The following is a 13,761-nucleotide window of genomic DNA, read 5'->3' on the forward strand; positions in this document are numbered from 1 at the left end:
CCAGCCTTTGAGCTAACTCACCCAAACTCCGGCCCACGCTTCCAAAGCTCGCTTATGGGCCCTCGAGGGCGGCCGCACACCAGAATATCGGGGTGATCCAGGCTTTCCTCGTTGCCCACGTTCCAGGCGTTGTTCGTATGGCCGGCAACGCGGCAATCGAAGAGCAACTGACTCGCGCGCTCGAGCGAATTGCCCAGCACGATGAAAGTGCTGGGTGGCGTCTGCGGATAGCCGCGCAGCCATCCGGTGTTGATCGTGGTGATCGGCGTGGGAAGGTGATAGCGCTGGCCCATCACGGCGATGGCACCGTACTCGCCATAGTTGCCCACGGCGATGCCCAGGTTCGCCTGCTGTTCGGGCGGCAACGCATCGCGGATGGCTGCCACGCGGGCGACGATGTCCTCCCAGCCGATCTCCTCGCGGAGATCGCCGTTGTTCCGCAGCGCAAAGTCACGCAACGGACCGCTCGTTGCAATAGGCACGATGCGTATCGTTGCATAGACGCCCGCAGCGAGGACGCCGGTCATGAGCAGCGTGGCAATGCCAACCCGCCATGCAGGACGAAGGCTGCCCAACCACTGCACGCCTACGACCGAGCCCATGGCGAGTAGCATCGGGTACGCGCCGCACACGTAGTAGAAGCGCCCCCGCGCAAACAGAAACAGTAGCAGTGGCACCACGTACATCCACGCAAGCATGCGATAGCGGCGACTTTTGAAGTAAGCGTACAAACCCGCCAACCAGACCGGTGCAGCGAACAGGTTCGCGTTCAACAGGAACTGATCACGCAGGAAGCCGTCCGCGCGTCCCAGGCGCACATCACGCGCGTGGATGCTCTGCAGGAAATGGTACGAAATAAAGTCGTGTCGGATCAGCCAGGCCAGGTTGGGCGCGAACAGCAGTAGCGCAATGGCACCGCCGGCCCAGAACCAGCGACTCGTGACATAGCGCCGCGCATCCGTGAGAAGCACGCCCACCAGCACGCCTGTCAACTCGAACGCGATCGAATATTTCGTCAGCAAGCCGAGGCCTGCCACTACGCCAATCGCCACCCACCAGCGCGGCTCTTCGTCCCGCAACAGGCGAATGACGCACCAGGCGATCAGCACCCACCACAGCAGATCGAACGAGGAATACTGGAATTCCGTCGCCTCGAACATCGGCACGGGCGACAGCCCTACCGCGATGGCAGTGAAGACCTGCGCCGGCCGCCCGCCTCCCAGGTCGCGGGCCATCAAGCCAGCGACCAATATCACGCATACCTGTGCAAACACCGAGAACAGCCGCAAGCCCACGAGCGACAGGCCGAACATCTTGAGGCCCAGGAATTCCAGCGCCGCCGTCAAAGGTGGATACGGCACGAAACCCCAATCCAGATGCTGCGCGTCGCTAAGGAACTGCCACTCGTCACGATGAAAACCGTATTGCCCATTGGTCAGCATGTGGGCCACGCCAAACAGCACCGCGATGACGATCACGGGCGCGATACCTTTTCGGTTGCCCGGCGCCAGGCTCTGAGCTGGATTAACGGTCTCGATCATGGACACATCCTTGATGTCAGATGGACTGTTCGGCCACCAGGGCCATTAGTGGTTTTTCCTACGATAGCTAAGTCCGCTCTCGATCCATAGTGGACTTCTGGAAGATAAGCAAAGAGCTACCGCTTGATGGCATCGCGCGCACAACCATTCACACCGTGTCGTTCTGGCCGATATCAGACATCAGGACATTTGCTTCCGCTTAGACGCCTCAATCCGAAGTTCGGCAGGCGATTGAAATGCACGCTTTCCCGGTTCAAAGATCGCGAGCCAACGACACTTGGAATGCCTCTCTATATGGATCGTGATACTTGCAGCGCAAAAGACGGCATGACACGATTTATGCAAGGGGAAATCTGGTTTCACTGTCGACTGCGCAAGTTTTTGCGCTTCGTTCTCCTGCGCGTCTCAATAAAGCCAGGAGGATGGCAATGGATGGAATCCGTTCCGACAGAGAGATGAAGGCGTTTGATTCGTGGACGAGAGGCCCGATGGGTCTGTCGCAACGGATAGGCGCTGAACAACGTCCCCGTCCTGCGATAGCGCGAAGGTTGATCGCGCTCTGTGCATTTGCGTCAGTGGGATGGCTGGCCGGCTGCTCCCCTTCGTCCTCGGGACGAGAAGAAGCGAACACCTCCACGACGTCCGCGCCAAGCGCCACTCCCGCGTCTTCCGCAAGCGTGCAGGCCGCGGCGGTCAAGTGCATGCGCAGCAACGACCTCGCTTGTGCCGAGGCGAACTGGAGCGAGTACGTCAAGCGAAGGCCCACGGACGTGCGTGCCATTGCGAATCTCGGCTTCGTTCTCAACAAGCAGGACAAGCACGAGCAGGCCATTGCGGCTTTCGAGAAAGACATCGGCATGGGCGCGGGGTCGTACGATCTTTTCGCGTTCTACGCCGATAGCCTGGGAAAAGTCGGACGTACCGACGAGGCGATCGACTGGTCCTACAAGACCCTCAAGCTGATGCCGTCGCTGGTAGACGTCCGCGAAAATCTGGCTCGTTTGCTGGTGAGCAAGAAGCGCAACTACGAAGCGTTGACGTTGCTGTCGGAGTTCGATCAGTACCTCGACGAACATGGCGAGTCCGCACGCTTTATGGCCAATCGCATGGCTATCGAATCCTCCATGCATGATCTCGATGCCACCCAGGACCAGGAAGTCACGGGCCTGCGCCTGGTGAAATTCAAGGACACCTTCTTTGCGCCGGTCAGCGTCGGCCAATCGGGAGTTCGAGCCTTTGTGGTGGATACCGGCGCGACAAGCGTGGTCGTCAATGACGATTTCCTTGCTGCCGCCAAGACCCCCTACACCATGGTTCGCGCACAGGTCGAGGCGCATCTGGCCGACGGACGCGTGGTGGGCGCCAAAGAGGTGTTGATCGACCAGTTGATGGTCGGGCCGATAGAACTGCACAAGGTGAAGGCATTGACGTGTCAGTCGTGCGAGTTGTTGCTTGGCGCCAATGCGCTATCCGCTTTCACCATGACCGTGGCGCAGATCAAGGGTGTCGACGTGGCAACACTTGTGCCCCGCGTGGCGCCGCACAGCTAGGTTGTCGCGCTTTTCGCTTCGCCAACTGAAATGCACGGGTGTCACATCGGCGCCCGCGGACAAACGACAAGTCATGGATGCTAACGAATGGGGAATTCGATGAAATTCATTCGCTTCTGCGCGGCAGCGATACCTACCCTGCTTCTTTCGGCGTGCGCCGACGTCAAACCCAAGCCCATGGATCCGTCGTCGGGCTTGTTTCCAACGATGACGATCTTGGACAAAGACGCGGTCAGGCTGAGCAAGCCGTTCGATCCGAAGTTCAAGCATCTTGTCTACGTGAAAGTGCCCGACGAAAAGCCGAAGGAGTTTTCCCAGTTCTATGTAACCGAGCTGCGCAACTCCAAGCTGTTCGACCAGGTCGCCAACAAGTCCGATCTCGAGGCCATCGTCATCCAGCGCAACTTGACCGACCGCGTGCCCAACGTTTCAGACATGGTGGGGCTGCACAGGCTTGCAGAAGAGATCGGCCCGTTCCTCGTCGTCGAGCCGTACTTCCAGTTCAGGGGTGGCTACAGCTATACGGGCCAGCTGACGGCCATCGATCCCGCCTCTGGCCAGACCGTGCTTCTGCTGCAGCAGAACGCGTTCAATTGGGCAGGCCTGGATTCCCCGCTGGTATACCCGCTGCTCAATGGCTTCGTGCAATGGGCGCGAGGCGGAAGCATTCAAACCAAGGCAGGGGCCGTCACGCCGCCCGCCCAAACGGCCGCCAACTAACCAAAGCGGAGCAAGGTGCGAGCCTGTCGCGCCTTGGTTGCCCGACACCACAGGCGCGGACGTGCATGGCTTCGCTGCCTCCATGGCAAAGCCATGTGCGAATGGCGCCCCGTGGTGAGTACGGGCATATCGCGAAGCCCACGACGGGCGAATCGTTACATCTTTTGCCGGGAAAATGACTGTGCCTATCAAACGCTGGAAATACTGGTTGAGCCTATGTGCGCTTGCGTGCCTGATCGCCACGCTTTCAGGTTGCGTGGGACCCACCCCTTATCAGAAGTGGGCAAAGAACGGCGGCTATGACGAGTTCAAGGTTGACGTGGACACGTACAACGTCGTGTTCTACGGCAATCGACAGACCACCCAGGACATGGTCTGGTATTACTGGATGTATCGATGCGCCGAACTCACGCACGAGACGGGCTACGAAGCCTTTACCCTTGTGAAGTTGCAGACGGGACACCCGACGGGCTCCTATCCGTGGCAGCCGCAGGGCGTTCAACCCTATAAGCCGTTCTACCAACAACCGCCCGGTGCTTCGAACACGCCGCCGAGTGGTCATTCGCCCACCGCCTACGACGGCGATGAAGGTGGCAGGCTTATTCCCGTGCATGCGGGCGGCACGGTTGTCGTACATACCATGTATATACCGGGCGGCACGGTCACCATGACTGAGTGGTCGGCCCACGGCATCGTCACCATGTACCACGTGCCGCTGCCCGAGAATGTCAAATCGGCCCTCAATGCCAAGGCCATCCTCGACATGCTCGGTCCCTACGTGACGTCCCATGGCAAGAGTCCTGCACCGTCCCGGATGGAAGTGCTCAAACGAGCGTCCGTTGGTCAGCAAGCGGCATCCATCTGACAGCAAAGCCGACCCAGCGCGGCTCCGAGCCGTCGATAGCAACCTTGAAAGATCCAGAGGCCGAGTTCGCCGGAAAACCGGGCGAGGCCTTGTTTATCTCCGCCATCATGGGTGGCTCCAGCAAACAGGCGGTAGCGCGCTAGAGAGGCAATCCTCTCTAGCATGCCCTCATGATATTTCGCCGGCTGTTCGCTGAGGTCCGTCTCGATCCTTGGCAGACACAGATGAAGGCGTAGCTCCGGTTTATACGTATAGTGGCGGGCAAAGGCGTTCGTGCTCAGGAATTGCCATGCGGCTCAAGCAACTTCGCTTCTTTTGGCAGACGAATCGAAGGCGACTCCGCCTCGGTCTTCTACGCGCCACGGCTTTGCTAGCCTGCCTGGATTGCATGGCGTACGCGCAGTCGGTGCCACCGGTACCAACGCTCGCGCCAGTGGTAGTGACCGGTGTCTTGCCTGGACCCGCCCTGTGGAAGGTGAGCAGGGGAAACCATGTCATGTGGGTGCTCGGCCTCACCTCGCCCGTGCCGAAAAACATGCAGTGGAAGTCCGCCGATGTCGAACGCCAAATTGCCGCTTCGCAAGCGCTGTTGAAGTTGCCGAGCCTGGAGATTGGCGTGCGGACCAGTTTCTATCGCAGCTCGATGATGCCCTCGCCCCGTGAGCTGGAAAAAAACCCCAATCAGCGGAGCCTGCAGGACGTGCTGACGCCGGATCTCTACCAACACTGGACCGTGCTGAAGGCTAGATATCTTGGCGAGAATCGGCGAGTGGAGCACATGCGCCCCATTCTGGCCGGGCGTGAACTTTATGAAGCCGCCCTCAAGCATTACGGCCTGGTCGACGATTACGACCTGGAAAACATCGTTTACAAGACCGCGTCCCGCCACGAAGTCACCAGCGTGAGCACTTCGTATCGACTGTTGCTGAAGGATCCGCGCGAAGCGGTCCGCTCATTGAACGACAAGTCGATGGACGATCAGCACTGCCTGAGCCAGGTGATGGATGCGCTGGATCAAGGACTCGCCCAGACGACGGCACGTGCAAATGCGTGGGCAACCGGGGATATCGATACGCTGCGATCCATCCTGTCGAACGTGCAACAGGATTCATGCATGTCCACGCTGGATACTTCGCCCTTTGTCATGGCGCTCGGCGTCAACGACATCGAGAGCCGGGTAAGGAAGAGCTGGATCGACAGCGCCGAGCATGCGCTGGACAAGAACACGCAAACCTTTGCGGTATTGCCGATGCATGAACTGCTTGCGCCTGACGGCTACATGAGATCGCTTCAAGCCGACGGCTACATCGTGCAAGCACCCAATCCATAGTTCGTGCGATATTTGCCGGGAAAGCATTCATGCTTCATGGCACGTACGTTCATGCCCGCTTTCGACGTGGCACGGACACACACTGAGGGACGTATGGGAACGCTTAGAAAGGTAGCCACCTGGTTGCTCGGCGCGACCATGGCCTGCATTTTTGTCTATGGCCTGGTTCGTTTTCCTGACAGCCCCATACATCCATGCGCCGAGCATGGATACTGCGGCAAGCAAGGGCAACCGCACACCGAGCAAGACTTTCGCGCCTTCTCCCAGTGGGACGGCCTGATGTCCTATTGGCCCGTGGGAATCATTGCGTTGATCGTTTTGCAGGGAGGCGTTCGCCTGAAATGGGGAAAGGATCGATCTTCCGTTTAAGGCGCACAGACTAGCCTTCTTGGGTCTATTGCCGATCCGAAACAACGTTGGCCCGCGCAAAGGGCCATTGGGATGTCCGCGGCGGACGCAATTAGCTGCGATTCGCGCGGATCAGTGCTCCACATGCCAGCGATGGCGACGCTCCTCTTGCAAGCGTTGAGGAGGCGGAGCAGTCTGCGTGTTCTCGTTGGTAAACGAATCGCGAGCGACCGCAGCTCTGGAGCATTCTCGATGCGCAGATGGCTTTCGCCCCTCATGACTGCACTTGCCCTTGCACTCACCGCCTCTGTTCACGCCGGCGTGCACTACCGAACCGATGGCGACCTCCTGCAGTCGCTGCATTTACCACCCTCGTTGGGCCTGATCTTTCGCGGCCCCGATGGTGCGCGCGTATCCAGGGCGGCGTTCTTTCGAGAGATCAACGAAGGAAGCCTGTTTTACGTCAATGAGCCTATCCATGTCGGACGAGCCGTTCTTACACTGGGAAATGTACCCAATGCGGAGCAGCCCCCTGCGGGACAGGCGACCAAACTGCACGCGGGCGAGCCCATGCCTTCCTTTAGCGGCATGACGCTTGACGGTTCCGCCTTCTCCAGCCGGATGTTTCAAGGCAGGCTTACGCTGATCGATTTCTTCGGGGTAAATTGCGGCGCGTGCATCGGAGAAATTCCCGAACTCAATGCGCTCAAAGCCAGGCACCCGGAGATCCAGACACTGGCCGTTACTACGGACGCCGCGGAGTACGCCAGAGACCTGGTCCGGCACAGCGCCTTCAGGTGGCCCGTTGTGGCCGATCAAATCAACTTTGTTCAGAACACGGGGGTTTGGTTCGCGCCGACTTATGCATTGGTCGATCAACGAGGGCGACTGCTCGCAGCGACGTCGAGCGGTTCGCTTCACGCTCCCGGGAAGGTCTTCACGGGTGAGGATCTGGCGCGATGGGTAGAGCGCAACCAAACACTCCAATCCTCTGATCTACCGTGATCCGAGCGGCCGGAATTACGAGGGCACCGGTCTAAGCCCTGCGATCCCGTATCGCGTCATCGGGATAGATCCCACGATCGCCACCTATCGCAACGCCGTGCGCCATGCCGCTGAACTCGCCACCATGCATGACCTTGCTCACTGACCTGCTTGGCTGTGCAGCCGATTCAGCGTTGACTGCGCCCGAGACCGCATTCTCAGGGCGCCGACAGCACGATTCGAGCACCCAATGGGAAAGGGTCGGGATATCCTGCCGATGTTCTATTCGCCTGCCGGAGCCGCTACGGTAGGTTAACTCTGCGAGCCGGGGCCTAACCATGCGTGTGAATGCCGTCCGATCATTGGCCCCGTGCGCGGGGGCCGTCTTGCTGGCATGGGCGTTCGTCTCGCAAGCAGCACCGGCACGCCCGCGCCCTTCCATCGCCATCACCGACGTCACCATCGTCGATGTCGAACAGGGCCGATTGCTGGGACCGCGTACGGTACTGGTCGACGACGGGCGCATCGTCGCGATACGCATGCCGCGCGATGCGGCCATTCCCGCATCGGCGCAGCGCGTCGACGGGCGCGGCCAATTCCTGATGCCCGGCCTGGTGGACATGCATGTGCACCTGTTCAATCTCTCTTCGCGACGGCCGCCGAATGACTGGTCGTTCCCGATGTACGTGGCCAACGGCGTGCTTGGCGTGCGAGACATGCGCGCGGACGCGGCGTCCATGCTGCTGGTCGGCCGCTGGCGCAAGGCCGTCGGCGATGGCGAACTCATCGCCCCTCGCATCCTCGCCGACGGCATCGCCGTGCACGGCAAATCGCCAGGGGACGCGACCCGCCAGGTCGATGCCGCCGCAGATGCGGGCGCCGAATTCATCAAGGTGTTTTCGGACGTCCCCGTGTCGCATTGGCGCGCCATTCTCACGGCGGCGCAGTCGCGCTCGCTTCCCGTGGTGGGCCATGTTCCGGCCGGCGTGCCGTTGCCTGAAGCCGCCAAGGCCGGGCAACGCAGCGACGAACATTTGATGCAGGCCTATGAGGCTTGTTCCACGATCGAAGCAACGCTGCTCGCCGAACGCGAGGGCCTCGATGGTGACGCCTTGACCGCGCGTAGCGAGGAACAGGAAGCGCGCACGCTCAACGCATTCGATCCGGGCACCTGCCATGAGGTTTCCACGCAGCTCGCCGCCACCGGCCAAGTGCAGGTGCCTACGCTGGTACTCGCCGACGAAGACACGTTGGGGAATGGCGCCAACCCGGGTGCCGATCCGCGCTGGCGATACCTCCGTGCCGATGAACGCACTCGATGGGAACGATTCCTCGCCGGTTACACCGCGAAGGATGCGGCGCTGGCCAAGCAGCGCTGGCCGATTGCCCGCCAGATTGTCTCCGCCATGCACCAGGCGGGCGTGACCGTGATGGCAGGGACCGACGCTCCCATGCCAGGCGTCTATCCGGGCTTCGCACTGCTCGAAGAATTGCAGTTGCTGGTCGAGGCAGGCCTCACCCCGTTCGACGTGTTGCGCTCTGCCACGCTGGAACCTGCCCGATTCCTGGGCATCGCAGACACCAGCGGCTCGGTGGCCGTGGGCAAACGCGCCGATCTCGTGCTGCTGGATGCCGACCCCAGCAAGGACATCGGCAATACGCGTCGCATTCGTGCCGTCGTGCTCGATGGCCGGCTCCTGCGGCGCGCCGACCTGGATGCCTTGCTCGAGCAGGCCGCCCGCTCCCAGGCACCGCCGCATCAGGCGTTGGACCGCAAGCACTGAACCACATGACCTTCGGCAGGCGCCGATGCGCTGCAAGCATCAGGGCGTGTAATCTGCACGCGCTCGCTTGCCAACGAAGATTCGCACGTTCTTTCGAAAACGCCACGGCGATCATCCACTCTCAAGAGAACATCCATGCAGACACGCATCCAGGGCACGGTGATGCCCGTGCTGGAAGTACAGCTCGATCCCAATGACAGCGTCTTCGCCGAAAGCGGCGAGCTGTCGTGGATGACCTCATCGATCCAGATGACCACGCACACCCAGATGGGCGGCGGCGGCGGTTTGTTCGGTGTGTTCAAGCGCGTGGTCAGCGGCGGCAGTCTGTTCATGACCGAATACCGCGCCGTGCAATCGCGTGGCGAAGTGGCCTTTGCCACCAAGGTGCCGGGCCATATCGTGCCGGTGTCGGTAAGCCCGGGTAACGAATACCTGGTGCATCGGCACGGCTTCCTGTGTGCCACGCCGCAGGTCACCATCGGCGTGGGTTTTCAGCAGTCGCTGGGAGCCGGCATCTTCGGCGGCAGCGGTTTCGTGCTGCAGAAGCTGGGCGGGTCGGGCACGGCGTGGCTCGAACTCTCCGGCGAACTGATCCGCAAGGATCTGGCGCCGGGCGAAACCCTGCGCGTGCACCCGGGGCACGTCGGTGCATTCCAGGCTTCGGTGAGTTTTCAGATCACCACCGTGCCCGGCATCAAGAACGCCATCTTCGGCGGCGACGGCATCTTCCTCGCCTCGCTGACCGGCCCCGGCACGGTATGGCTGCAGACGCTGCCGATCTCGCGACTGGCGCATCAGATTGCCGAATACATGCCGAGCAACGAAGGCGGCGGCGGTCGAGCGACCGTAGGTGGCGCGTTGCTCGGCGGCATCGTGGGCTCACTGCTGAGTGGCGACGACAACTGAGTCGCCATCCCCTGCCCGTTCGTGCAAATGCCTGGCCGCCGGCTTGATGCCGGCGGCTCGGTCGATCCAACGTTTCGGCCGAACTTGATCGTTCGCATGGGCGCCGCGCGTTCCGGCAAACGCGGTTGAGAAGTGGGAAACCGCGGCGTACTCCGCAGAATCTACGCGGAGGGTGAGGCTGCTAGCTCAGCTTCGCCACCGTTTCCATCGAATGAGGTTCTCGAGACCACGAGCGTTCTCAATCAGCCAGGCATGGCAAATCTCCGCTTCGCGCCAGGACCGCCCCAAGACATCTTTATCGTCTTGTGCTTTCAGGAGCGGTTGTCTGGGTACCAGGCAGGAGGTGCCGCGTGATTGACCGCTTCTTCGATGTGGCGTGTTGACTCGTGAGGAATGGGTCTGTACCCGGTGGCAGGTGCCCTCCCTCTCTGCGTCCACATGAACATACCGATGAGCATCCCCCCCAGTGGAGGGATAAGCCACACGATCAGGACTTGAGCGAGCTTTTGAGGCACTGTAAGGCTTTCGCTTCTGACTATCACCACGGAAATGGTGAGGTTCAACAGCGCAATGCCGACGAGCACGTCTTCAAATGTGCGTACCCAGCTCATGAGTCCTCCTTGATGGGGAGCGGCATGTTTCCCTCAGGAACGCTCGACGCCTTTCAAGAACTGCACTTTCCACAGTCGGCCCAGTCGAATCGTCCTGGTTTGATCGACGGGAAGCTCCATACACCCGGACCACGCGTTACTGGATGCATCACCAGGAGCTTGGGGAGCAACCGCTTCCGTCGACAGCTCGACATGCACCTGTTTAGGGTCCTTGCAAATCTGCCTCATCGCGACGCGCACTCGGAAGGTGCCATGGCCGCCGTCGACGGCATCTGTCGAGACGTATTCCGAGGGCTGATCATCAGGGACCGACAGCGCTGTCTGGTTCACCGTCTTGCCGTCCCGGACGAACGCCACGCTGATGGTTGTGATTGGCGTCGTTGCGCCCACCGCGGACATCGCAGGAGCAGGCTGAGCCATGGCTCCGCCAGCGACAACAAGAAGAGACGAAACGAGTAGGCCCTTTGCACGACGATGCATGGTGAGACACTCCCTGTGGTGAGTTCCAATCACGGGCCGCTTCGATGGCCTGCCGGCAAAGATTGTCGGACTCCTCCATTCACCGCGCAATCCGGCGGGATGGGTCCGGGCTAAGCCCTGGCCTTCAACGCGGCCAGGGCTGTACGTCTATCCCTCCGGCCATCCCCTTCCGTAGATGGCCGTCTTGCCATTTCCATGCGGCTTGCCTGGGGTCGGAGGCCAACCTGGGCCTGCGCCCTCGTACCACCATCACTCAAGGCGCATCTGCCGTGAACGATGGCCGTCCAAAAAAGAAAGGGCCGGCGTAGCCGACCCCTTCCTGTTCCAACACCAATAAGTCATTACTTCTTTTGCGGCGCTTCCTTGAGACCACGATTGAGCAGCATCGGCTCGATGCTCGGGTCCTTGCCGCGCCAGTTCTTGTACATCGTGGCCAGGTCCTGCGTGTTGCCCTGCGAGAGGATCATCGCGCGGAAGCGGTCGCCGTTCTCGCGGGTCAGGCCGCCCTTGTCGACGAAACCCTGGAAGGCGTCGTCGGCCAGCATTTCCGTCCACAGGTAGGCGTAGTAGCCAGCGGCGTAGCCGTTGCCCCAGATGTGCTGGAAGTAGCTGGAGCGGTAGCGCGGCGGCACGTAGCTGAGGTTGATCTTGGCCTTGGTGAGCGCATCCATCTCGAACTTGTCCGGATCCTGCTTCGGCGCATCGGCCGACAGGCTATGCCAGCTCATGTCGAGCAGGGCAGCGCCGAGCAATTCGGTCATGTCGTAGCCCTTGTTGAAGGTCTTGGCCTTCTTGAGCTTCTCGACCAGTTCGGCCGGCATCGGTTCGCCGGTCTTATAGTTCTTCGCGTAGTTGGCGAAGATCTTCGGATCGGTCGCCCAGTGCTCGTTGAACTGCGACGGGAATTCCACGAAGTCGCGCGCCGTCGCCGAACCCGACAGGCTCGGATACTCGGAGTTCGCAAACATGCCATGCAGGCCATGACCGAACTCATGGAACATGGTGATGACGTCGCCGAAGGACAGCAGCGCCGGCTGGCCCGGTGCCGGCTTGGTGAAGTTGGCGACGTTGAACACCACCGGCTTGGTGCCCATCAGTTTGGATTGCGCCACCAGGTTGCTCATCCATGCGCCACCCTGCTTGTTGTCGCGCTTGAAGTAATCGCAATAGAACAGCGCCAGCGAGGAGCCATCCTTGTCGAACACTTCGAACACGCGCACGTCAGGCTGCCAGACGGGGATGTCCTTGCGCTCCTTGAAGGTCAGGCCGTAGAGCTGGTTGGCGGCGTAGAACACGCCGTTCTGCAACACGTTGTCGATTTCGAAGTACGGCTTGATCTGCGATTCGTCCAGATCGTACTTGGCCTTGCGCACCTGCTCGGAGTAATGGTCCCAGTCCCATGCCTCAACCTTGAAGCCGCCCTTCTGCTCGTCGATCACCGCCTGGATGTCCTTGGCTTCCTGCTCGGCGCGCGCGGTGGCGGCCGGGGCCAGCTTGTCCATGAAGCCGATCGCCGCTTCCGGCGTCTTGGCCATCTGGTCTTCCAGCTTCCATGCGGCATAGCTGGAGAAGCCCAGCAGTTTGGCCTGCTCGGCGCGGATCTGCGCGATGCGGGAAATCAGCTCGCGCGTGTCGTTGTCGTCGCCCTTTTCCGCGCGATCCCACGACGCCTTGAACAGCTGCTCGCGCGTGGCGCGGTCGTTGAGGTTCTGCAGCGCCGGCTGCTGCGTGGTGTTCTGCAGCGGGATCACCCACTTGCCGTCCATCTTGCGACTGGCGGCAGCCTGCGAAGCGGCAGCGATGTCGCCATCGGACAACCCATCGAGCTTGGCCTTGTCGTCCACCACCAGCGCACCGGCCTTGGTGCCAGCCAGCAGCTTCTTGGTGAACTGCGTGCGCAGGCCGGACTCTTCCTTGTTGAGGTCCTTGAGCTTGGCCTTGTCGGCGTCGGAAAGTTTTGCGCCGCCGCGCACGAAGTTCTTGTAGGTCACTTCGACCAGGCGCTTGGATTCGGGATCGAGCTTGAGCGAATCGCGCTGGTCGTAGATCGTCTGGATGCGCTTGAACAGCTTGTCGTTCATCACGATAGCGTCCTGATGCTCCGCAAACTTGGGCGCTTCGTCCTGCTGGACCTTCTGCAGCACGTCGTTGGTGTTGGCACCCGTCACCGCAAAGAACGCGCGGCGAACGCGGGACAGCAGCTCACCCGACTTCTCCATCGGAATGAAGGTGTTCTCGAAGGTGGGGGCATCCGGGTTGTCGGCGATCTTGTTGATCTCCGCCAGATGCTGCTTCATGCCCTCCTCCAGCGCCGGCTGGTAGTCGCCATCCTTGATCTTGTCGAACGGCGGCGCCTGGAACGGCAGCGTGCTGGGCGAGAGGAACGGGTTGACGGCACTGACCTCGGCGACTGGCGCCGCCGTGGAAGCCTTGGCTGGCGCGGTGCCGGCAGGTGCGGGAGCAGGCGGCGCGGCCTGTTCGTTCGATTGCTGCGAACAGGCGGCCAGAGCAATGGACGTGGCTATGACGAGCGTACGAAGGCGTAGCATCAGGAGTTCCCCAGTGGACTGCACAAACCCCGACCTAAACACATCTTGCCTCGTCTGCCATGGGTCGAAAGTCAGGGCTGCCCCCACTCAGCC

General features: G+C 61.0%; 12 protein-coding genes. 8 read left to right on the forward strand and 4 right to left on the reverse strand.

All coding sequences use genetic code 11. The features are described from left to right. Positions 1-17: 17 nt before the first annotated feature. Complete coding sequence (locus tag ACN9MB_RS20200) at positions 18-1,541, reverse strand: glycosyltransferase family 39 protein (RefSeq protein ID WP_426270052.1); 1,524 nt, start codon at positions 1,539-1,541, stop codon at positions 18-20. Positions 1,542-2,242: 701 nt separating this feature from the next. Between ACN9MB_RS20200 and ACN9MB_RS20205 the strand changes: the two genes are divergently transcribed. From ACN9MB_RS20205 to ACN9MB_RS20240, 8 genes are all read left to right on the forward strand, one after another. Next, entirely contained in the window at positions 2,243-3,091 is an 849-nt protein-coding gene (locus ACN9MB_RS20205; RefSeq protein WP_426270053.1) for a retroviral-like aspartic protease family protein, read from the forward strand. A gap of 99 nt (positions 3,092-3,190) precedes the next feature. Continuing rightward, positions 3,191-3,811: a hypothetical protein gene (locus ACN9MB_RS20210; protein ID WP_426270054.1), complete on the forward strand. Its 621-nt coding sequence runs from the start codon at positions 3,191-3,193 to the stop codon at positions 3,809-3,811. 181 nt (positions 3,812-3,992) lie between these two features. After that, positions 3,993-4,676, forward strand: a complete 684-nt coding sequence (locus ACN9MB_RS20215) for a CC0125/CC1285 family lipoprotein (protein WP_426270055.1) — start codon at positions 3,993-3,995, stop codon at positions 4,674-4,676. A gap of 388 nt (positions 4,677-5,064) precedes the next feature. Further along, entirely contained in the window at positions 5,065-6,006 is a 942-nt protein-coding gene (locus ACN9MB_RS20220; protein WP_426271956.1) for a TraB/GumN family protein, read from the forward strand. Positions 6,007-6,042: 36 nt separating this feature from the next. After that, complete coding sequence (locus ACN9MB_RS20225) at positions 6,043-6,375, forward strand: hypothetical protein (protein WP_204638203.1); 333 nt, start codon at positions 6,043-6,045, stop codon at positions 6,373-6,375. A 255-nt stretch (positions 6,376-6,630) separates the two neighbouring features. Then, positions 6,631-7,359 carry a TlpA family protein disulfide reductase gene (locus ACN9MB_RS20230; protein ID WP_426270056.1) on the forward strand — a complete coding sequence of 243 codons (729 nt, stop codon included), beginning with the start codon at positions 6,631-6,633 and terminating at the stop codon, positions 7,357-7,359. 365 nt (positions 7,360-7,724) lie between these two features. Further along, positions 7,725-9,122, forward strand: coding sequence for an amidohydrolase family protein (locus tag ACN9MB_RS20235; protein ID WP_426270057.1), 1,398 nt, complete (start codon positions 7,725-7,727; stop codon positions 9,120-9,122). 135 nt (positions 9,123-9,257) lie between these two features. Then, on the forward strand, positions 9,258-10,028 hold the full coding sequence (locus ACN9MB_RS20240) for a TIGR00266 family protein (protein WP_204638201.1): 771 nt from the start codon (positions 9,258-9,260) through the stop codon (positions 10,026-10,028). Between the two features lie 311 nt (positions 10,029-10,339). Here ACN9MB_RS20240 and ACN9MB_RS20245 read toward each other — a convergent pair whose 3' ends face one another. The 3 genes from ACN9MB_RS20245 to dcp all read right to left on the reverse strand — a co-directional run bounded on the left by ACN9MB_RS20245 (position 10,340) and on the right by dcp (position 13,668). Continuing rightward, positions 10,340-10,639, reverse strand: a complete 300-nt coding sequence (locus tag ACN9MB_RS20245) for a hypothetical protein (RefSeq protein ID WP_426270058.1) — start codon at positions 10,637-10,639, stop codon at positions 10,340-10,342. Between the two features lie 33 nt (positions 10,640-10,672). After that, complete coding sequence (locus ACN9MB_RS20250; protein WP_426270059.1) at positions 10,673-11,119, reverse strand: hypothetical protein; 447 nt, start codon at positions 11,117-11,119, stop codon at positions 10,673-10,675. A gap of 341 nt (positions 11,120-11,460) precedes the next feature. Next, complete coding sequence (dcp, locus tag ACN9MB_RS20255) at positions 11,461-13,668, reverse strand: peptidyl-dipeptidase Dcp (protein WP_426270060.1); 2,208 nt, start codon at positions 13,666-13,668, stop codon at positions 11,461-11,463. Between the last annotated feature and the right edge of the window lie 93 nt (positions 13,669-13,761).

It is taken from the genome of Dyella kyungheensis (genome assembly GCF_049913195.1).
In the GTDB taxonomy this organism is placed as follows: domain Bacteria; phylum Pseudomonadota; class Gammaproteobacteria; order Xanthomonadales; family Rhodanobacteraceae; genus Dyella; species Dyella kyungheensis.